Here is a 19,583-nt window from a genome sequence, read left to right as displayed (position 1 = left end):
CTATATGCTTTCTGACGCTAATTCACTAATTTTTTCTAATAACATGAAGACCCAGGACCCATGACCAAAATCACTATTTTAGCGGTTTTCTCTTTATCATACCACCTTTAAGGTCTTTCACAATCCCCATGATTATAAACGCCTTTTTATCTATTTTATCTATTTCGGTTTGTAATCTGGCAAGTTCTAAACGTGTAACAACGGTGTAAATAATATCTTTATCATAACTATCGCCATTTGTTCCAAAGCCCCCTTTGCCTGCATAAATGGTACAGGCGCGTCTTAGGTTTTTGGTGATCATGGTTCTTAAATCTTGATGTTTTTCTGAAATAATGGTGACTCCCACATATTCTTCAACACCATCTACAACAAAATCTACTGTTTTGGCAGCTGCTAAATACGTTAATATGGCATAAAGCGCTGTTTCAACAGATAGGATATAGGCACCAACAGAAAATATTAGAAGGTTTATTAAAAGCAGGACATCTCCAATGGTAAGTGACAATTTTTTACTTAAAAATATAGCGAGTACTTCAGTGCCATCAATCACACTACCGCCTCGCATGGACATGCCTATACCTAGTCCTAAGAAGAATCCTCCAAAAACAGAAATTAATAATTTATCTTCAGTTACTGTTGGATACTCTACAAAGTGAACCACAAAAGCCAAAAGGGCTATAGCAGCTATACTCCGAATGGCAAACTTAATATTTAGGGTTCTAGAAGCTAGAATTAAAAATGGAAGATTGACAAGAATTAAAAAATAACTTAAATCTAAGTTCGTAACGTTTTGAAGCAATAAAGACATTCCAGTAGCGCCACCATCAATAAACCGATTTGGTAATAAAAAACCTTTTAATCCAAAACCTGCCGAAAACACACCAATGAGGATAAATATATATTCTTTTATAGCATGGGATATTTCTACTTGAAACCTTCTAACTATAGGTACAATTTGTTTTTTACTAACAGGGTCATCAGTTTCTTGCTCCGATTTTATTCTCTTGCGTGCAATTTCTACTAAAATCTTTGATAAGAAAGCATTCATGGGCAACTTTTATATGTTATTCCAATTTATGAAAAAGTATTTTATTTTGGCATTATCTGGAATATGTATGGCTTCAATTTTTAAATTGGTATCAAAGCGAAGACTAGCAGGTAATTCTTTTTTATCTATGGTGAATGTGGTGTTTATTTCTTTAACTGTGATAAGCACAGAGTTGATTAAATTATCTATTTTGGTTATTTTGTAATTATCCGAAATATCTTTAAAAGTACTTAATATGGAAATGTCTCTAACGGTTTTGTAGCGGGGGTCTAAAATTCTAACATTCTTTATTAATGATGTAGAATCTGATGGTTTTCTGGGTGTTAAGACCAATAATTTTTTACCGCCTTTTTCAAAAATTTCAATATCATTAATGTTTAAGGTAAACTCATCAGTACCAGTATAATTAACAATAGAATCTTTGCTAAAAATATGTTTAAGGTCTTTAACCTGAGTTGAGTCATTCAATAAACCAACATATTGTTTGCCAATTTCAAAAGTATTTGGCTCTTTTTTGCAACTAACAACTAATATGAATAGAATGATGATACTGAAAAGGGGCTTGTGCATTTAAATTAAGGTTTTATGTTGATAATAAGCGTTATTTTTTCATGACTCTTGTTAAAATGCCAAATACACTACGAATAAATGTAGCACTTGTCAGCACTTTTACAACAGGATTCATGGCGGTGCTTCTACGAGCTGTAGGCGCAGTTTTTTGTTTAGATGTTGCTTTTTCAAGCGCCTCTCGTTCTTGTTTAGCCTTTTCCTTAGCTTCTTCTGCTTCTGCTTGTTCTATTTTTTCATTCAAAAGTTCGTAAGCACTTTCTCTGTCAATCGTTTCGCTATACTTTTTTACAAGTTTGGATTGGGAAAGTAAGGTACTTAATTCACTGTCGGTTAATACATCCATTCGGCTCATGGGTGCACGCATCATGGTCGCAGCCAATGGGGTAGGACGTCCTTTCTCGTCTAAGGCAGAAACCAAAGCTTCTCCAATGCCAAGCGATGTTAATACCGTTTCAGTATCATAATAATCGGAATCAGGGTAATTTTGAGCCGTCATTTTAATGGCTTTTCTATCGTTGGCAGTAAATGCCCTAAGGGAGTGCTGAATTTTTAAACCTAACTGACTCAATACCGCTTCGGGTACATCAGTTGGGTTTTGGGTGACAAAATATAAGCCAACACCTTTACTTCTAATTAACTTGACAATGCTTTCAATTTGGTTTAACAAGGCTTTAGAGGCTTCATTAAAAATTAAATGGGCTTCGTCAATAAAAATCACCAGTTCTGGTCGGTCGCTATCGCCTTGTTCAGGAAACGTTGAATAAATTTCAGCCAGTAAACTCAACATGAATGTTGAAAACAATTTAGGTCTATCTTGAATATCGGTTAATCTAATGATGTTGATATAACCTCTGCCATCTCTATCAATTCTTAATAAATCATCGACATCAAAAGAAGTTTCTCCAAAAAATAAATCGGCTCCTTGTTGTTCCAATTCCACTATTTTCCTTAAAATAGATCCTGTGGAAGCTGTAGAAATGTGTCCGTAAGCCTCAGCAAATTCTTTTTTACCTTCTTGTGTGGCATATTGTAATATTTTTTTGAAATCCTTTAAATCTAGAATGGGCAATTTATTATCGTCACAATATTGAAAAATCACCGCAACAACGCCAGCTTGTGCTTCAGATAAATCTAAAATACGTGATAGTAAAACAGGTCCGAATTCACTAATAGTAGCTCTTAATCGCACACCATCTTGTTCGGACAGCGTTAAAATTTCAACAGGGAAACTTTTAGCTTCATAGGGTAAACCAATTAGGGCATGGCGCTCATCAATTTTCGGATTACTCGTGGCTGCTTGTGCCAATCCACTTAAATCCCCTTTAATATCCATGAGTAATACAGGAATACCTTTATCACTCAAATTTTCCGCCAATACCTGCAACGATTTTGTTTTGCCGGTACCCGTGGCACCAGCAATTAAGCCATGACGGTTAAGGGTTTTTAATGGAATTTTTACAAAGGCATTTGTAATGGTTTCACCATCTAACATGGCGGCACCCACAGGAATAAAATCGCCTTTGGTTGTATTGCCTTGATTGATATAATTAAAAAAGGTTTCTTTTTTATCCATGGGTATTTATTTTGCATAAAAATACACGAAAAATGAAGAAGAAAAAAATATGGTTTCATTTTATAAAATGATGCTTATTTTTTTTGTTTTTGAATATTATGGACAATATGGTTCATGTAATTTGGAGGGTACATTTAAAAAAATCGTAAATCAAAAATCGTGAATCGTAAATTTTAAAAAGTATCTTTGCAACCTATGAACAACGACTTGCAAATATTGGTTGATAAAGGCGAAATGTTGCCTTTAATGGAGGAGTTTTATACCATACAGGGTGAAGGTTTCCACAAGGGAACAGCGGCTTATTTTATTAGAATAGGAGGTTGCGATGTGGGTTGCCATTGGTGTGATGTTAAAGAAAGTTGGAACGCTAATTTACATCCACCGACCGAAGTTTATAAAATTGTTGAAAATGCAAAAAAACATAGTGATACCATTGTTGTTACTGGCGGCGAACCCTTGACTTGGGATATGACAATACTAACAAATGCATTAAAGGCTGAAGGATTACAAATACATATTGAAACATCGGGCGCTTACAAATTAACAGGCATTTGGGATTGGATTTGTTTATCCCCAAAAAAGATGAAATTGCCAACCAAAGAAGTCTATGAAAAGGCTAATGAGCTAAAAATGATTATCTACAATAAAGATGATTTCCGCTTTGCGGAAGAGCAAGCCGCTATGGTTAATAAAAGTTGTATTTTATATTTGCAGCCAGAATGGAGCAAACGCGATAAAGTGATTCCTGAGATTGTTGATTATGTGATGAAAAATCCTAAATGGAAAGTGTCTTTACAAACACATAAATATTTAAATATTCCTTAATAAAAAACAGCCTTGAAATTTCAAGGCTGTTTTTTTATGCTAACAGAATAAATATTATTTACTAACTGGTACGGCAATTCTAGTAGTGCCCCAAGCTAGGTGCATGTTATCGTTTTCAAAAACAATTGAAAAATCATCAACAGCTTCCCCGGTGGTTGCAGGAACATTTACCCTCACTACATCATTAGCTTCTTTGTAACTAAAAGCGCCCCAAACATCCAATTCATTATTTAAAATGACAGTCCATTCAGTGTCGCCCGGAATTGCAAATAAGGAGTAAGTTCCAGCTTTAACTGCTTTTCCACCGAAATTCATATCCTGAAAAAATTTAATTTCCGTTGCTTCGTTGGCTCCAGTTCTCCATACTTTACCATTAGGTGCCAATTTACTTAACTCTCTTCCGTTAAGTTGAGGGCGGCTGTAAATAACTTTAATCATAGGAGGGGCGGTTCTTTCAGCTCTGTAGTATGTGATGTCCAAAGGACTTTTGTCCACGTTTGCAAATTTTTGCGCATAGGTGTTTATTGAAAATAGCATACCAAACGCTAAAGCAATAGTTGTTAAAATAATTGATTTTTTCATATTTAAATTATGGATTAAATTTTTTTTAAAATTAATGCAAATAATCTTAATGATAAGCTAAAAGTTGGTATGAAATGTTAAAATTTAAGATTTTACAAAACTATTTTTTTATAAATTTTAATGATTACCTGATTATGATTATTCAGTTATCATCTTTTTAATCAATGAAATTTGCCCAAGGTGATAATAACTATGTTCAATAACACCTTCAATATTTCTTAAATACGTTCCATACTTTTCATCCACAAATATTTCGTACAATTTATAATCTGGTATGTTCGCAACTTCCTTGATGAATTCTTCAGAGTTGAATAAAAACTCATTTATCAATTTTTTCCAATCAGTTTCTGATGCAATAGGTTGCATATCAAAACTGTATTGGTCCCGAATCTCAAGTTCACCACCTTTAAAGACATTTATAATGCCAGTTAAATAATAGTTTATATGAAAAGTCAGTGTAGCAATGGTGTTTAAAGTTCCTATTTTTTGGGTTGCTTGTTTCCACGTTATGCTTTCAATTTGCAATTTGTAGTTTGTGTTTGCTATCCAATGTCCATTCAAAAGGACTTCATGCAACCGATTTGCGAGTTCTTTATTTCTTTCCATTTTTAGTTGTTGTTTTGGGTTTTGTAAAAATACTGAAGATTTTGCACAATAAAACTGGAAGTTAATAGACTTGCAACTGGCTTTATGCTAGGTAAAACCAGCAATTTTTTATATACTTTGTTGTGCTCAGTAATTTTATTTAAATTTTGAGTTTAAAAAATCTTTTAAACCTAAAAAATTATCTCCGCCTCCACAAGTTCGATATAAAATATTTAAGTCGGAGTCTATAACGATAAAAGTAGGATAACATTCAATTCTTAAACCGCCAATAATTGGAGATGATATATCTCCAGAACCTGGTTTTCCTTTTATTATTCCAATGTACCAATTCATTTGATTAGTTTTGGTATAATCCAATACAGGTTTTGGGTCCAATTCAAACGCCAAACTTGCAAATTGTATATGGTTGCTAAATGTTTGATGTAATTCAACTAATTCAGGGGTAAGTTCTTTACAGGGAGCACACCAAGTACCCCAAAAGTCTAGTAACAGAAATCCTTTCTCCTTTGCTAAATTTTTAAGAGTTGTAGAGTTACCGTTTAGGTCATGAACTACATAATTTTTTGAAATCTCATTAGTTCTGAATCCGTTAATAATTTCTGTGTTATTAATTTCACGTATTATTAATTTTGAATGATAAAAAGACAAACTGTCTATCCTAAAAAACTTATTATCAAACTTTACGGTATCTTTTAGTTTATACTTTGCAAATAATTGATGATTTGAAGAATAAAAGGTAGTGTCGGAATTTTTGAAAATGATTTCTTCTCCAAATACACCTTTATTAGCTCCAACACTATATTCTTTGTCACCTATCTTAAACTTTCCATACAAATAGTCAAGTATTACAGCTTCTAATCGTAAACTATTTTTCCATTTTTCCTTCTCTGTTTCTTGTTTATATGTTAAGTTGGATGTAGGTACAAATTGAAGATATGTTTGCTGTCTATAAAAATTACCTTTTGAAAGTTTTGTGATATTTATATTTTTAACATTAAATGAGTCACGATAATTTTCTTTCTTGGTAATACTTTTGTTAAATTCTATTATTTCGTCATCACTAAAATCTTTGTTTTTATTAAGGTCAATAATATAATATTGTTTGCCATTGTTATAACCACTCAACACATATATTTTAGTCGCGGTTGTATCAGCTATATTTTTTACATTACCCTCTCTAATTGCATTTTTCAAATCTCTGGGACTAACATAATTTAAACACATTACAAAAGAACTGTCCCTATTTACAAGTCCTTTAAATTTATTGTGCATTGAATCCATAAAAATGAAAGAAAGAGGTATCACCCTTCTAGGAAAAGGATTATCGACCTCACTAACATTTAATTGCACGGTTATTTCAGATGTTTTTTTTTCTTTTTTACCACAAGAAATTAAAATCAGCAAAATACCAAGAAGTAATATGTTAGTTTTCATTATCGGGTTTTTATTTTTATTGGGCACAACTTGTCATAAGGAGAAGTTTTGTTTTAATATCCCAGTAAATATAGTCAATATTTCCTACTAGAAATAAAAAATCCCGACAGTAACCTATCGGGATTTCATAAAATCTATTTTTCTCTAGTCTCTAGTCTTTTATCTATCGTCTATTATCCTATTTCTTAATAACCCTCACATTCATTTCCTCAATCTTTTTATCGGATAAGATGGAAGGCGCTCCAAATAATAAATCGTCGCTCGTGCCTGTTTTTGGGAATGCCATCACTTCACGTATGGATGCTTTTTTCTCTAAAATCATCATCAATCTATCTACGCCCCAAGCAATACCGCCGTGTGGTGGCGCGCCATAATGGAACGCTTTGTACATGGTGCCAACGCTTTTCAGCATTTCCTCTTTATTGTAGCCCATATTTTTATAAGTCGCTTCTAAAATTTCAGGTTTGTGGGCACGAATGGATCCACCGCCAATTTCGTAACCATTTAATATTAAATCGTATTGTTGGGCGATGATACTGCCAATTTCTTCTTCCTTGCCGTTCATGTGTTTTTCAATATCATAAACCGCGGGCATGGAGAAGGGGTTGTGTGTAAATGTCCATCGACCTTCATCCGTTTTTTCAAACATGGGGAAATCAATCACCCACGCCGGACGTAATTCTTTCGGATTGATTAAATGCAACATACTGCCCAATTCCTGACGCACCGCATCCAAAGCTTTATTGGCTGTAGCGTAATCGGCAGCTGAGAAAAATACAATATCACCCACTTGAGCGTTGGTTGTTTTTATGATGCCTGCTGCAATGTCTTCACCTAAAAATTTAATAATGGGCGATTGTAAATCAGTTTCATTAACAATGATATAAGCCAAACCACCTAAGCCGTGTTGTTGCGCTGTGGCCGTTAATTTTTCAATTTGCCCTTTGGATAAGCGTTTGTTGCCTTGTTCTTCAGCAGACACCTTAATACATTTTACAATACCGCCTTCTTCAATCGGTTTGCTAAATACTTGAAAAGTTGTGTCTTTTACAATGTCTGTAATGTCTTGAAGTTTCAATCCGAAACGCAAATCTGGTCGGTCGCAACCATAATAATACATGGCATCTTGATAGGTAATGACTTCAAACGGACGCAATATCCATTTGTTGCCATATATTTTAGTGACCACCTCATTAAACATTTTGGTATTTAAATCGATGATTTGTTGCATGCTGGCATACGCCACTTCCATATCCAATTGGGTAAATTCCGGTTGACGGTCGCCACGGGAATCTTCATCCCTAAAACAACGTGCAATCTGGAAATACTTTTCGTAACCGCTTACCATCAACATTTGTTTAAACTGTTGCGGTGCTTGTGGCAAGGTGTAAAAGGCGCCAGGTTGTTTACGGGTTGGTACAATAAATTCACGAGCCCCTTCATCGGTTCCGGCACTTAAAATGGGCGTTTCAATTTCCAAGAAATTTTCTGCATCCAAAATATCACGCAGTAATTTGATAACCTTATGACGGTTGACAATCACGCGACGCACATCGTCATTTCTATGATCTAAAAACTTATATTGAAAACGAATGGTTTCGTTGGTTTTGGTCGCGCGTTTTATTTCGAAAGGAAGTGTTCTGGATAGGTTTAAAATATCCAATTCATAAGCTTCCAATTCTATTTTTCCGGTTCGTAAAGCTGCATTATAATCATCTTCTTTACGCTGAACAATCGTGCCTGTTACAGTAATAACGGACTCTGGTTTTAGCTTCACAAGTTCATCTAAATTAGGAAATGATTCCCGACTTAAACGCACTTGGAAAATCTCGGTACTGGAATCGCGTAAATCGATAAAAATCAACTCACCATGGTCGCGAACACTGGCAACCCAACCCGCAAAGGTTACTTTTTCAGAAATATTAGCTTCAGAAATAGCGGTGATTAGGTGTGTTCTGTATTCTTCTTTTATGATGATGGGGATTTGTGGTAATGCTTCTTCTTTGGTTGTTGGTTGTTGGTTGTTAGTTGTTGGGTCTTGGGTCTTGGGTCTTGGGTCTTGGTCTTCCGTCTTTGGTTTTCGGTCTTCTCCAGCAAGCATCTTCAAAATTCCCTCACGAACCACTTTTCCAGACGCGCCTTTTCCAATAATTTCAATCACTTTACCGACTAAAATACCTGCTTTTCCTTGGTTTCCAGCTTTAATATCGTTGGCAGTCGCTTCGTTTTCTGAAATGACTTTAGCGATGGCATCCTGAATTTTTTCTTCGGAAATGCTGTTTTCTTCGAAATAGGTTTTATAGTCGAAACTAGCATTTTCAAGCAACGATTTAATCGCGTTTTGAACCAATACGACCGTTACTTTTTCTTCTTTGAATAATCTGAAAATGGCAATAAAATCCTGTGTGTTTTCGATTTTAGAATAATCCTCAGGTTTTATATTGTTTGATAATGTTTTAGCAACAAACGAAGCATCATTCAATTCGTTATTGATAGCCACAAAGGTTTCTGAACGCAACGAATCCGCCGTGAAAAATTTAGCATCCTGTGGCAATACACCGCCTTGAATTAAAATGGATTCCACTGCAAAAGGAAGCGTTTTGGTATCCACATGAATCGCTTCCACAGCATTCTTGATGTTTACAAAAGGTAAATCCGGTTCAGAAATAAAACGATAATCCGCCTCAAATTCCTTTTTACGCATGGTTTTGGTTTGCTTTAAATCGGCATCCCATAGAACTGTGGTTTGGTCGGGTCTGAATTCCTTGTGCTCAATATAATAATTGAATTGTTTTTCAACTTCTTCCTTTAAGGCATCGACCATAAACTTAAACGAGTTCAAGTTTTTAATTTCGGTACGCGGATTTAACGCATAACTATGTTTTTTACGAAGTGATACTGAAACATCAGATTTAAACTCGCCTTTTTCAAGATTGGCTTCAGAAATTTTTAAATTTTGAACAATACGTTGGATGTATTGGGCGTAAATGGAAGCGTCTTCGATATGGCGAATGCAAGGTTCGGTCACAATTTCAATTAACGGTACGCCGGCTTTATTAAAATCGACTAACGAAACCGTTTTTTCGTGCATCAATTTGGCGGCATCTTCCTCAATATGAACTTGGGTTAAATTGACTGTGAACTGACTGCCATCATTCCTAAAACACGATACTTGTCCGTCAGGAATAATAGGATTATGAAACTGCGTGATTTGAATATTTTTCGGATTATCCGGATATTCATAATGCTTTCTATCCCAAGAAATAATGTCATTTTCAAAAGAAGAATTTACCGCTTTTCCAAAATAAATGGCTTTGGTGATGGCTTCTTTATTGATAGCGGGCAACACACCCATTTGTCCCGTACAAACAGAACATATATTTTGGTTTGGGATGTCTATTTCTTGATTTGGACAAGAACAGAACAACTTGGTTTTTGTATTCAGTCGAACGTGTGTTTCCAGTCCGATGACTAACTCTAAATCGTGCGCTTTTAAGGCGGCGTCTAATTGTTCCAGTTCCATTATATCGTGTCTTTTAAGAAGTTAGCAAACTTCAAAACGAGTTCGTCATTATTTTTTGCGGCCGTTATTTGCAAGCCCGTTTCTGTGCCTTGAGGGATGGTTAAAGTCGGTAATTGCCCTAAACTAAAACCAACCGTGTACGCATCACTTAAATACATGGCATGTGGGTCTTTCAAACTATCACCAATTTTTGGTGGTGAGTTTGGAGTAACAGGAGATAAGATGATATCGACTTCCTTAAAATCATTTTCAAAATTTTCGGAAATAGCATCTCTTAAAGCCAATCCTTTCAGATATATTTCATCTGAAAACCCTTGGGATAATACTTGATTTCCTCCAACAATACGACGTTTTGTTTCTTCCGAAAAATTTTCAGAACGTGTGATGGCGTAGGATTCCTTTAGGTTTTTATCTTCAATGCGGTTGCCGTAATTGCTACCATCTAAACGAGATAAATTGGAAGCTGTTTCAGCCATGGCCAACGTGTAATAAGTTGAAACTAAAATATCAGATTTAAAGAAATCCAGTTCCTTGACCTCAATTCCTTTGGCTTTTATCTTTTCAATAGCTATTAAAAAATCAGCTTTTATTTTAGAATCTATGGCATCATTTTCAATGAAATTTTTAAAATAACCGATGGTTTTAATGCTTTTGGAATTTAAAATGCTATCTTTAGTAATTTCCGCGGAAGCGTAAGTGGTTTGATCTTTAACGTCTTTTCCACTCATGGCGTTTAAAACAATACGAATATCTTCAACCGATTTGGCTATTGGGCCAACACAATCCGTTGAAGAGGCATACGCCATCAATCCGTAACGCGAAATGCGACCGTAAGTCGGTTTTAAACCATAAACATGATTGTAACCCGCAGGTTGACGCACAGAACCTCCAGTATCACCACCAATTGAGAAAATAGTATACTCTTTTGCAACATTCACCGCAGAGCCCCCACTAGAACCACCACCAACCAAATCGGGGTTATTGGCATTTTTCACAGCGCCGAATATGGTATTTTCACTAGACGACCCATGTCCGAAACTATCGCAATTCTCTTTTACGATAGGAATAGCACCAGCATCCAATAGTTTTTGAATGGCGGTTGCCGTGTAAGCCGATTTATAATTTTTCAACAAATTGGAGCTTGCTGTGGTATAAGTGCCCTGCAACATATACACATCTTTAATCCCAAACGGAATGCCTTCCAATAAACCAATGGGGTCTCCCTTGGCAATTTTAACATCTACTTTTGCGGCAAGTTTTAAGGCTAAATCATCTAATAATGAATTAACCGTATTGTTCGTGTTCTCTTTTAAAGCGTTTAATTTTTGTTGAACTAATGCCGTACAAGATATTTTCTTATCCACCAATTGCTGATGGATTTTATGTATTTGAGAGTCCATCATTATTCTTCTATAACTTTAGAAACTACCAAATAGCCGCCTTTTTCTTTAGGGAAGTTTTCGATGATGATTTGTTTTTCCAAGGCAGAACTTTCAATCACCACATCATTTCTTAAATCGTTTAAAGACACGTAATTATTACGATTATTATTAAAAGAATTATTATTTGTTGGCTGTGCATTTTTAATCACATCAAATAATTTGTTCACAGCCTCACTGGGTTGCGCTCCTTTAATACTCGACAATACGTCGACCGTCATAATTTTACTCATGTCTTAAAATTTAGATTAAAAAAAGCCTTCCAAGTTTGGAAGGCTTTATATTTTATTTTTAAACAATAACCTTCCCTTCCTATAATTTAGGATTATTGAAATTATTATTGTTATTATTTATCATAAATACTTTTTACGCTTCCAAATATATATAGAAATTATAAATCAAACACTATTTTTTATAACTATCCTAATCTATATTATCAAATTAATAAAAAACCCCATGATATTTTAGAGGTTTTAGTTTAAATAGATATTTTTTATCGAAACAAATGTATATTTATATTATGAATTTGACCATTACAGCAAAACATTATAAGCTTCCATTAAGGCATCCATTTACCATTTCGAGGTACACGGTAGAAACGCAAAGTACCGTGATTGTAAGCATGAGTCATGGCGAATTTACAGGTTATGGTGAAGCGACAGTGAATCCATATTATAATAGCACCGTTGAGAAAATTGAGGGTTCTATTCAACAAGTGAAATCCATAATAGAAGCGTCTGATTTAAAACATCCCAAGGAATTTTGGTTGGATGTCGAACCCTATTTAAAAGACGATTATTTCACGCTTTGCGCGATAGATTGTGCTTATTGGGATTTGTATGCTAGAATTCATCATAAAACTTTACGAAGTTATTTTGGAAATCAAATAGAAAAATTACCCTTGACGAATTATACCATCGGCATCGATTCCATTGAAAATATGAAAGTTAAAATCCTTGAAAAGCCATGGCCGATTTATAAAATAAAATTAGGAACTGAGCAGGATGTAGAGATTGTAAAATCCTTAAGGAAGATAACAAACTCCGTATTTAGAATAGATGCCAATGCCAGTTGGACCGCAGAAGAAACGTTGAGAAATATTGAGGAATTAAAATCTTTAAATGTCGAATTTATCGAACAACCATTGAAGGCGGGTGATTGGCAAGGCATGAAACTTTTAAAAGAAAGAAGTGAACTTCCCATAATTGCTGATGAAAGCTGCCAAAGACAGGAAGATGTTGATATGTGTGCAGACATTTTTCACGGTATCAATATTAAATTGATGAAATGCGGAGGAATGACGCCTGCTCTAGAAATGATAAAAAAAGCTCGACAATATGATATGTTGGTTATGGCGGGGTGTATGACTGAATCATCTATAGGGATTTCAAATCTGACGCAACTTGCCGGTTTGCTCGATTATATAGATGCCGACGGCGCCATGTTACTAAAAAAAGATATTGCAAAAGGTGTGTATTTTGAAGACGGAAAAATGGTGTTTTCTTTTGAAAATGGTTCTGGTGCCGAAATGCTTAAATGAGTCATTATTTGCATCATTTTTATTTTAAATTTAAGTTTGAAAAAACAGAAATTCGCGATTTAAGACGTTTTGTTTATCCTTCTTCTCGTAAACTGATTAAAAAACAATCAAAATTCAATTTAAGCCACTTTTTAGGCGATTTAAGACATTTTCAAGTAATTAACAAATGTTGATAATTATAAAGGTAAATCGATAAAATACTTTTAAATCACTTTTAAATTTCGTATATTTGTCTGTATTCAGAAGGATGCGTCAAGCATCTTTTTTTATGACATAAACCAGACTAAATTATATTAAAAAAGTAATATGAGCGAAGCAAAAGAAGAATTTAATAAACATAATTATTCGGCAGATAGTATTCAGGCTTTAGAGGGCATGGAGCATGTGCGTATGCGTCCATCGATGTATATTGGAGATGTTGGTACTAGAGGCCTTCACCATTTGGTATATGAGGTTGTTGACAACTCCATTGACGAAGCGCTTGCTGGACATTGTAATAATATTACAGTAACCATAAACGAAGACAATTCCATTACGACTGAAGATGATGGTCGTGGTATTCCAGTGGATTTACACAAAAAAGAAGGCGTTTCAGCCCTAGAAGTTGTAATGACCAAAATTGGTGCCGGTGGTAAGTTTGATAAAGATTCATATAAAGTTTCTGGAGGGTTGCATGGTGTTGGTGTCAGTTGTGTGAATGCCTTATCTGAACATTTGCGTGCTACTGTTTATAGAGATGGTAAAGTTTATGAGCAAGAATATGAGCGTGGAAAAGCGATGTATCCTGTTAAACAAATTGGTGAAACCGATAAACGTGGTACAACGGTTACTTTCAAACCAGACCAAACTATATTTACCCAAACTGTGGAGTATAGTTATGATACCTTGGCTAGTAGATTAAGAGAATTATCTTATTTAAATAAGGGTATCACCATTCATTTAGTTGATAAAAGGGAGAAAAAAAGCGACGGCACTTTTGAAGGGGAAACATTTCATTCTACCGAAGGTCTAAAAGAATTTATAAAGTTTTTAGATGGAAACAGAGAGCCTTTAATGAAAGATGTTATTGCTTTTGAAGGTGAAAAAAATGGTGTTCCAGTTGAAGTAGCTATGGTTTATAATACATCGTATGCTGAAAATTTACATTCGTATGTTAATAACATCAATACGCATGAAGGAGGAACACATTTAGCAGGTTTCCGTCGTGGATTAACTATGACCCTGAAAAAGTATGCTGATGACTCTGGTATGTTGAAGAATTTGAAATTTGAAATTGCCGGTGATGATTTCCGTGAAGGATTAACGGCCATTATTTCGGTAAAAGTTCAAGAGCCACAATTCGAGGGTCAGACTAAAACAAAATTAGGAAACAGGGAAGTTTCTGCATCTGTAAGTCAGGCGGTATCTGAAATGTTGACGGATTATCTAGAGGAACATCCAGACGATGCTAGAATCATAGTTCAAAAAGTGATGCTAGCGGCACAAGCACGTCATGCTGCCCAAAAGGCTCGTGAGATGGTTCAGCGTAAAACCGTTATGAGCATTGGTGGTTTACCAGGGAAATTAAGTGACTGTTCAGAGCAAGATCCTTCAAAATGTGAAGTATTCCTTGTTGAGGGAGATTCTGCAGGCGGAACGGCAAAACAAGGTCGAGATAGAGCATTTCAAGCCATTCTTCCGTTAAGAGGTAAGATTCTAAACGTTGAAAAGGCTATGGTCCACAAAGTATTTGAAAACGAAGAGATTAAGAATATTTTTACGGCTTTGGGTGTCACTATTGGAACAGAAGAAGATAGTAAAGCCCTTAACCTTTCTAAATTAAGATACCACAAAGTGGTAATTATGTGTGATGCCGATATTGATGGTAGCCACATTGCCACATTGATTTTAACCTTCTTCTTTAGATATATGAAAGAATTGATTGAAGGTGGGCATATTTACATTGCAACGCCTCCTTTATATTTAGTTAAAAAAGGAAATAAAAAATCGTATGCTTGGAGTGATAAAGAACGCGATGCCATTGCGGAGGAATTTGGAGGCAGTGTGAATATCCAACGCTATAAAGGTCTTGGTGAGATGAATGCTGAGCAATTATGGGATACTACGATGAATCCTGAATTTAGAACCATGCGCTTGGTACAGATAGATAATGGTATTGAAGCCGATAGGATCTTCTCGATGCTTATGGGTGATGAAGTGCCACCTCGTAGGGATTTTATAGAAAAAAATGCCATTTACGCCAATATTGATGCGTAAACGCTTTTAAGACATTTTTTTTGAATTTATTAGTGAAAACCGTTAACAAGATGAAAATTTGTTAACGGTTTTTTCTTGTTCAATATTGTTTATTGATAATAATGTAAAAAAGTCATATATTTTTATTATTTCAACAATGTTTTGCGATTAAATTTATAATTTACACACTCCTAAAAATTTAGAAATAATATTAAAATAATCATGATACAATTTAAATTAAGGCACTTTATTATTGTCACTATTCTTGTAGGATTTTATAGTGTCGATGTAAATTCTCAATCCGAGAACAATGGATGGATATCCCTTTTTAATGGCAAAAATCTGGATGGTTGGAAGCAGATTAATGGTAATGCAGAATACAAAGTTGAGAACGGGGAAATTATTGGAAAAACAACAGTAAATACGCCCAATAGTTTTTTGTGTACCACTAAAAATTATTCCGATTTTATTCTTGAGTTTGAAGTTATGGTGAGTCCGGAAATTAATTCAGGCGTTCAATTTAGGTCTAATTCAAGTCCAGATTATAGAAAAGGAGTTGTTCATGGTTATCAATTTGAAATTGATCCTAGTTCCAGAGGTTTTAGCGGGGGTATTTATGATGAACAAAGAAGAGGTTGGTTATATCCGTTGTCAATTAATAAAAAAGGGACTAAGGCTTTTCAGAATGGTGTTTGGAATATTTGTAGAATTGAAGCCATTGGTAATTCCATTAGAACCTGGGTTAACGGCGTAGAATGCGCCAATTTAGTTGATGATATAACATCTTCTGGGTTTATAGCTTTGCAAGTGCATAGCATTGGTGAGGATAAAAACCTAGCAAATAAAGAAATTAAGTGGAAAAACATAAGAATTAAAACTACTAATTTAGAATCCGAACGCAAAGCATCAGACCCTGAAGTCGTTGAGGTGAGTTATTTAGTTAATCAAATAACACCTAACGAAATGAGAAAGGGTTGGCGTTTGTTATGGGACGGTAAAACAACTTCTGGTTGGAGAAGTGCCAGAGCGAACAGTTTTCCAAAATCAGGTTGGGAAATAAAGGATGGTGAGCTAACTATTTTAGCAACGAATGGGGGTGAAGCTACCGGTCCTGGAGATATTGTTACAGAAGACCTTTTTAGTAGTTTTGAATTGGAATTGGAATTTAAAATTACCGAAGGTGCTAACAGTGGCATAAAATATTTTGTTGATGCCGATTTAAATAAAGGTCCAGGTTCTGCTATTGGATGTGAATTTCAAATATTGGATGATGACAAGCATCCAGACGCCAAAGCAGGTGTGAATGGCAATAGAACTATTGGCTCACTATATGATTTAATACCTGCGGAAGGGCTTTCATCATCCAATCGTCCGAAACAATTTAAAGGTATAGGAACATGGAATAAAGCAAGAATAATTGTAAGAGGAGGTCATGTTGAACATTGGTTAAATAATGAGAAAGTCGTAGAGTACGATCGGTTTTCACAAATGTTTAGGTCGCTTGTGGCAAACAGTAAATATAAAACATGGCCGGGTTTTGGACAATGGGCAAGTGGCTCCATTTTATTGCAAGACCACGGCAATACCGTTCATTATAGAAGTATAAAAATAAGAGAATTTAATTAATATATTATGGCATCAAATAGAAGGGAATTTATAAAAAAATCGGCATTAGGTGGAATAGCAACTATGGGCTTGGCGGTATTGCCAAACATAAGTTATGCTAGTATTATTGGTTCAAACGAGCGTTTAAATGTCGCGGTAATTGGGGTTAATGGTAGAGCAAAAGCTTTAACTACAGGTATACATAATTACCCCAATGCTAAAATTATATATACTTGTGATGTCGACGATTTAATTATAGACCGAAATAATAAGTATTTAGAGAGAACCATTGGTTATATTCCGAAAGTAGAAAAGGATTTTAGAAAGATATTGGATGACAAGGAAGTTGATGCTGTATTTATTGCAACACCAGAACATTGGCATGCACCCATGGCCATTATGGCGCTACAAGCAGGAAAACATGTGTATGTGGAAAAACCTTGTAGTCACAACCCACACGAAAATGAATTATTGGTAGCAGCCCAAAAAAAATATGGAAAAGTGGTGCAAATGGGTAATCAGCAACGCTCGGCAGAGTCCAGTATTTTGGCGGTTCAAGAAATAAAAGATGGTATTATTGGCGACGTTTACAAAGGCGAAGCGTATTATTCAAACAATAGAGGCTCCATAGGAAGAGGTAAAGAGATTGAAGTGCCTTCAACCTTAGATTGGGAACTTTGGCAAGGGCCGGCTCCAAGGCAAAAATATAAAGATAATATACATACCTATAACTGGCATTGGTTCAGAAAATGGGGCACTGGAGAAATACATAATAATGGCACCCATGAAATTGATGTTTGTAGATGGGCTATGGGATTAGGAATGCCCGATAGTGTGACTTCTTTTGGAGGTAAGTTTACTTATGATGATGATTGGGAATTTACAGATAATCAGCAAGCAACATTTAATTATAGTGATGGAAAATTTATTACATGGACGGGGAATAGCCGTGGTTTAATTCAACCAAATCAGCCGGATAGAGGTACTACAATCTATGGAAGTAAGGGGGTTATTACACTAAGTCGTAATGAGTACAAGCTTTTCGGATTGGATGGGAAACTTATCAAAACCGTTGAAGAAAAAGCTAAAAGTGATACAATAAATACGGTGGGTGCAGGTGCTTTGGATTTATACCATGTAGCGAACTTCTTTGATGCTATTCGATTGAACAAACAACAAAATGCCCCAATTGATGATGCTAGCATAAGCACGCAAATGTGCCATTTAGGGAATATTTCCCAAGACGTAAAAAGAACTATTTATATTGATGCTGCCTCGGGCAAAATAAAAAATGACAATGAAGCCATGACCTATTGGAAAAGAGAATATGAGAATGGTTGGGAACCAAAATTATAAATGGACACTTTTGAATTTGAAACCCTAGATTGAGATATATTTATTAAAATGAAAAGGAAAGATTTTATAGCTAAAAGTGCACTTTTGTCCGTAAGTGTTATATCTGCAACTTCAGTGTTTGGTGTTGTTTCTAACGCTGCCCGTATTAATAAAACCATTAAATTAGGAGTTATAGGTACTGGAGACAGAGGATCGGGCCTTATATCGCTACTGAATGAAATCGATGGAATTGATGTTGTTGCTGTATGCGATATATTGGATTTTAGATTAAAAAATGGTCTATTAAAAACAAATAATAAGGCTAAATCTTATATCAACTACAAAGATCTTTTAAATGATAAAGAAATAGATGCTGTACTTATAGCGACCCCTTTTAATACACATGCTCAAATAGCAATGGATGCCGTTGATGCAGGTAAACATGTTTATTGTGAAAAAACAATGGCTAAAGGATTAAAAGGAATACATGCTCTTGCTAATAAAGTTTCAAATTCCAACCTAATTTTTCAAACAGGTCATCAATACCATAGTTCTAAACTTTATAAACATATTGTAGACCTTATTAAAAGTGGTGAAATAGGGGATGTAGCTAGCTTTGAGTGCCAATGGAATAGAAATGGAAATTGGCGCAGACCAGTATCCAATCCTGCTTTGGAGCGGGTTATAAATTGGAGAATGTACAGAGAATATTCAGGAGGATTAGTAGCAGAATTATGTTCTCATCAAATTGATTTTGTGAGTTGGGTCCTTGGAGAAAATCCTAAAAAAATTATGGGCACTGGTGGCATTGATTTTTGGAAAGATGGCAGAGAGACATATGATAATATATATTTATTATATGAATATCCTAGTGGTGTTAAAGCGACCTTTAAATGTTTGACAAGCAATTCCTTAAACGATTATCAAATTAAAGTTCAGGGAAGTAAGGGCACCATTATAATAGGGACGGAAGAGGCTTGGGTGTATTATGAAAAAACTAGTAAAAAGGAATTTAATGATATTGATGGTGTCTCTGGAGCAACATCGCAAAACTATTCAAATGCCAACGGCAAGCGTATTAATGTATCTCATTTAGATCCTAGTAAGCAAGCTTTAATAGATTTTAGAGATGCTATTATAAACAATGAACAGCCTATTTCAAATTTATATACCGGTGCTAATACTGCAATTGCAGTTCAAATGTCTCTTGATGCTATGCATAACAATACCATTGAGTATTGGAAAGAGGAATATAATCTTTAAAGACC

At 35.0% G+C, this 19,583-nt stretch carries 15 protein-coding genes; 6 read left to right on the top strand and 9 right to left on the bottom strand.

Features of this window, described 5'->3' with window-relative positions; all coding sequences use genetic code 11:
* Nucleotides 1-73: 73 nt before the first annotated feature.
* Genes CDH49_RS07775 through CDH49_RS07765 form a run of 3 tightly spaced genes read right to left on the bottom strand, consistent with a single transcriptional unit; the run spans nucleotide 74 to nucleotide 3,191 of the window.
* Nucleotides 74-1,048, bottom strand: a complete 975-nt coding sequence (locus tag CDH49_RS07775) for a YitT family protein (protein ID WP_100614955.1) — start codon at nucleotides 1,046-1,048, stop codon at nucleotides 74-76.
* Between the two features lie 9 nt (nucleotides 1,049-1,057).
* Entirely contained in the window at nucleotides 1,058-1,618 is a 561-nt protein-coding gene (locus CDH49_RS07770) for a hypothetical protein (protein ID WP_100614954.1), read from the bottom strand.
* Nucleotides 1,619-1,649: 31 nt separating this feature from the next.
* The gene (locus CDH49_RS07765; protein WP_100614953.1) at nucleotides 1,650-3,191 is read right to left on the bottom strand and encodes a helicase HerA-like domain-containing protein; all 1,542 of its coding nucleotides are present in this window, start codon (nucleotides 3,189-3,191) and stop codon (nucleotides 1,650-1,652) included.
* A 195-nt stretch (nucleotides 3,192-3,386) separates the two neighbouring features.
* Between CDH49_RS07765 and CDH49_RS07760 the strand changes: the two genes are divergently transcribed.
* Nucleotides 3,387-4,016: a 7-carboxy-7-deazaguanine synthase QueE gene (locus CDH49_RS07760; RefSeq protein WP_100614952.1), complete on the top strand. Its 630-nt coding sequence runs from the start codon at nucleotides 3,387-3,389 to the stop codon at nucleotides 4,014-4,016.
* Nucleotides 4,017-4,070: 54 nt separating this feature from the next.
* On the opposite strand, the gene CDH49_RS07755 is transcribed toward CDH49_RS07760, so the two are convergent.
* The 6 genes from CDH49_RS07755 to CDH49_RS07730 form a co-directional block, all read right to left on the bottom strand.
* The gene (locus tag CDH49_RS07755; protein ID WP_100614951.1) at nucleotides 4,071-4,598 is read right to left on the bottom strand and encodes a DUF2911 domain-containing protein; all 528 of its coding nucleotides are present in this window, start codon (nucleotides 4,596-4,598) and stop codon (nucleotides 4,071-4,073) included.
* A 138-nt stretch (nucleotides 4,599-4,736) separates the two neighbouring features.
* Nucleotides 4,737-5,204, bottom strand: coding sequence for a DUF1572 domain-containing protein (locus CDH49_RS07750; RefSeq protein ID WP_100614950.1), 468 nt, complete (start codon nucleotides 5,202-5,204; stop codon nucleotides 4,737-4,739).
* 135 nt (nucleotides 5,205-5,339) lie between these two features.
* Nucleotides 5,340-6,665: a TlpA family protein disulfide reductase gene (locus tag CDH49_RS07745; protein WP_162296711.1), complete on the bottom strand. Its 1,326-nt coding sequence runs from the start codon at nucleotides 6,663-6,665 to the stop codon at nucleotides 5,340-5,342.
* A 151-nt stretch (nucleotides 6,666-6,816) separates the two neighbouring features.
* Complete coding sequence (gene gatB/aspS, locus CDH49_RS07740) at nucleotides 6,817-10,161, bottom strand: bifunctional amidotransferase subunit GatB/aspartate--tRNA ligase AspS (RefSeq protein ID WP_100614948.1); 3,345 nt, start codon at nucleotides 10,159-10,161, stop codon at nucleotides 6,817-6,819.
* Nucleotides 10,161-11,561, bottom strand: a complete 1,401-nt coding sequence (locus CDH49_RS07735) for an amidase family protein (RefSeq protein WP_100615226.1) — start codon at nucleotides 11,559-11,561, stop codon at nucleotides 10,161-10,163. Before CDH49_RS07735 ends, gatB/aspS begins: the two co-directional genes overlap by 1 nt.
* A 2-nt stretch (nucleotides 11,562-11,563) precedes the next feature.
* A complete protein-coding gene (locus tag CDH49_RS07730; RefSeq protein WP_193434722.1) occupies nucleotides 11,564-11,833 on the bottom strand; it encodes an Asp-tRNA(Asn)/Glu-tRNA(Gln) amidotransferase subunit GatC in 270 nt (89 codons plus the stop codon).
* A 287-nt stretch (nucleotides 11,834-12,120) separates the two neighbouring features.
* Between CDH49_RS07730 and CDH49_RS07725 the strand changes: the two genes are divergently transcribed.
* The 5 genes from CDH49_RS07725 (at nucleotide 12,121) to CDH49_RS07705 (ending at nucleotide 19,578) form a co-directional block, all read left to right on the top strand.
* A complete protein-coding gene (locus CDH49_RS07725; protein WP_317044387.1) occupies nucleotides 12,121-13,140 on the top strand; it encodes a dipeptide epimerase in 1,020 nt (339 codons plus the stop codon).
* A 306-nt stretch (nucleotides 13,141-13,446) separates the two neighbouring features.
* Nucleotides 13,447-15,396 (top strand): DNA topoisomerase (ATP-hydrolyzing) subunit B, encoded by a 1,950-nt coding sequence (gene gyrB, locus CDH49_RS07720; protein WP_100614946.1) that lies wholly within the window; start codon nucleotides 13,447-13,449, stop codon nucleotides 15,394-15,396.
* Nucleotides 15,397-15,597: 201 nt separating this feature from the next.
* Complete coding sequence (locus CDH49_RS07715) at nucleotides 15,598-17,001, top strand: 3-keto-disaccharide hydrolase (RefSeq protein ID WP_100614945.1); 1,404 nt, start codon at nucleotides 15,598-15,600, stop codon at nucleotides 16,999-17,001.
* Nucleotides 17,002-17,007: 6 nt separating this feature from the next.
* Nucleotides 17,008-18,336: a Gfo/Idh/MocA family protein gene (locus CDH49_RS07710; RefSeq protein WP_100614944.1), complete on the top strand. Its 1,329-nt coding sequence runs from the start codon at nucleotides 17,008-17,010 to the stop codon at nucleotides 18,334-18,336.
* A gap of 48 nt (nucleotides 18,337-18,384) precedes the next feature.
* The gene (locus tag CDH49_RS07705) at nucleotides 18,385-19,578 is read left to right on the top strand and encodes a Gfo/Idh/MocA family protein (protein ID WP_100614943.1); all 1,194 of its coding nucleotides are present in this window, start codon (nucleotides 18,385-18,387) and stop codon (nucleotides 19,576-19,578) included.
* Nucleotides 19,579-19,583 lie beyond the last annotated feature (5 nt).

This window comes from Confluentibacter citreus, assembly GCF_002807055.1.
GTDB classification, from domain to species: domain Bacteria; phylum Bacteroidota; class Bacteroidia; order Flavobacteriales; family Flavobacteriaceae; genus Confluentibacter; species Confluentibacter citreus.
This window is presented reverse-complemented; position numbering and strand designations above follow the sequence as displayed.

Bases quoted from the DNA above. Each gene is read 5' to 3' on its own strand.
- CDH49_RS07775 (WP_100614955.1), bottom strand. From the start codon at position 1,048: ATGAATGCTTTCTTATCAAAGATTTTAGTAGAAATTGCACGCAAGAGA.
- CDH49_RS07770 (WP_100614954.1), bottom strand. From the start codon at position 1,618: ATGCACAAGCCCCTTTTCAGTATCATCATTCTATTCATATTAGTTGTT.
- CDH49_RS07765 (WP_100614953.1), bottom strand. From the start codon at position 3,191: ATGGATAAAAAAGAAACCTTTTTTAATTATATCAATCAAGGCAATACA.
- CDH49_RS07760 (WP_100614952.1), top strand. From the start codon at position 3,387: ATGAACAACGACTTGCAAATATTGGTTGATAAAGGCGAAATGTTGCCT.
- CDH49_RS07755 (WP_100614951.1), bottom strand. From the start codon at position 4,598: ATGAAAAAATCAATTATTTTAACAACTATTGCTTTAGCGTTTGGTATG.
- CDH49_RS07750 (WP_100614950.1), bottom strand. From the start codon at position 5,204: ATGGAAAGAAATAAAGAACTCGCAAATCGGTTGCATGAAGTCCTTTTG.
- gatB/aspS (WP_100614948.1), bottom strand. From the start codon at position 10,161: ATGGAACTGGAACAATTAGACGCCGCCTTAAAAGCGCACGATTTAGAG.
- CDH49_RS07735 (WP_100615226.1), bottom strand. From the start codon at position 11,561: ATGGACTCTCAAATACATAAAATCCATCAGCAATTGGTGGATAAGAAA.
- CDH49_RS07730 (WP_193434722.1), bottom strand. From the start codon at position 11,833: ATGAGTAAAATTATGACGGTCGACGTATTGTCGAGTATTAAAGGAGCG.
- CDH49_RS07725 (WP_317044387.1), top strand. From the start codon at position 12,121: ATGAATTTGACCATTACAGCAAAACATTATAAGCTTCCATTAAGGCAT.
- gyrB (WP_100614946.1), top strand. From the start codon at position 13,447: ATGAGCGAAGCAAAAGAAGAATTTAATAAACATAATTATTCGGCAGAT.
- CDH49_RS07715 (WP_100614945.1), top strand. From the start codon at position 15,598: ATGATACAATTTAAATTAAGGCACTTTATTATTGTCACTATTCTTGTA.
- CDH49_RS07710 (WP_100614944.1), top strand. From the start codon at position 17,008: ATGGCATCAAATAGAAGGGAATTTATAAAAAAATCGGCATTAGGTGGA.
- CDH49_RS07705 (WP_100614943.1), top strand. From the start codon at position 18,385: ATGAAAAGGAAAGATTTTATAGCTAAAAGTGCACTTTTGTCCGTAAGT.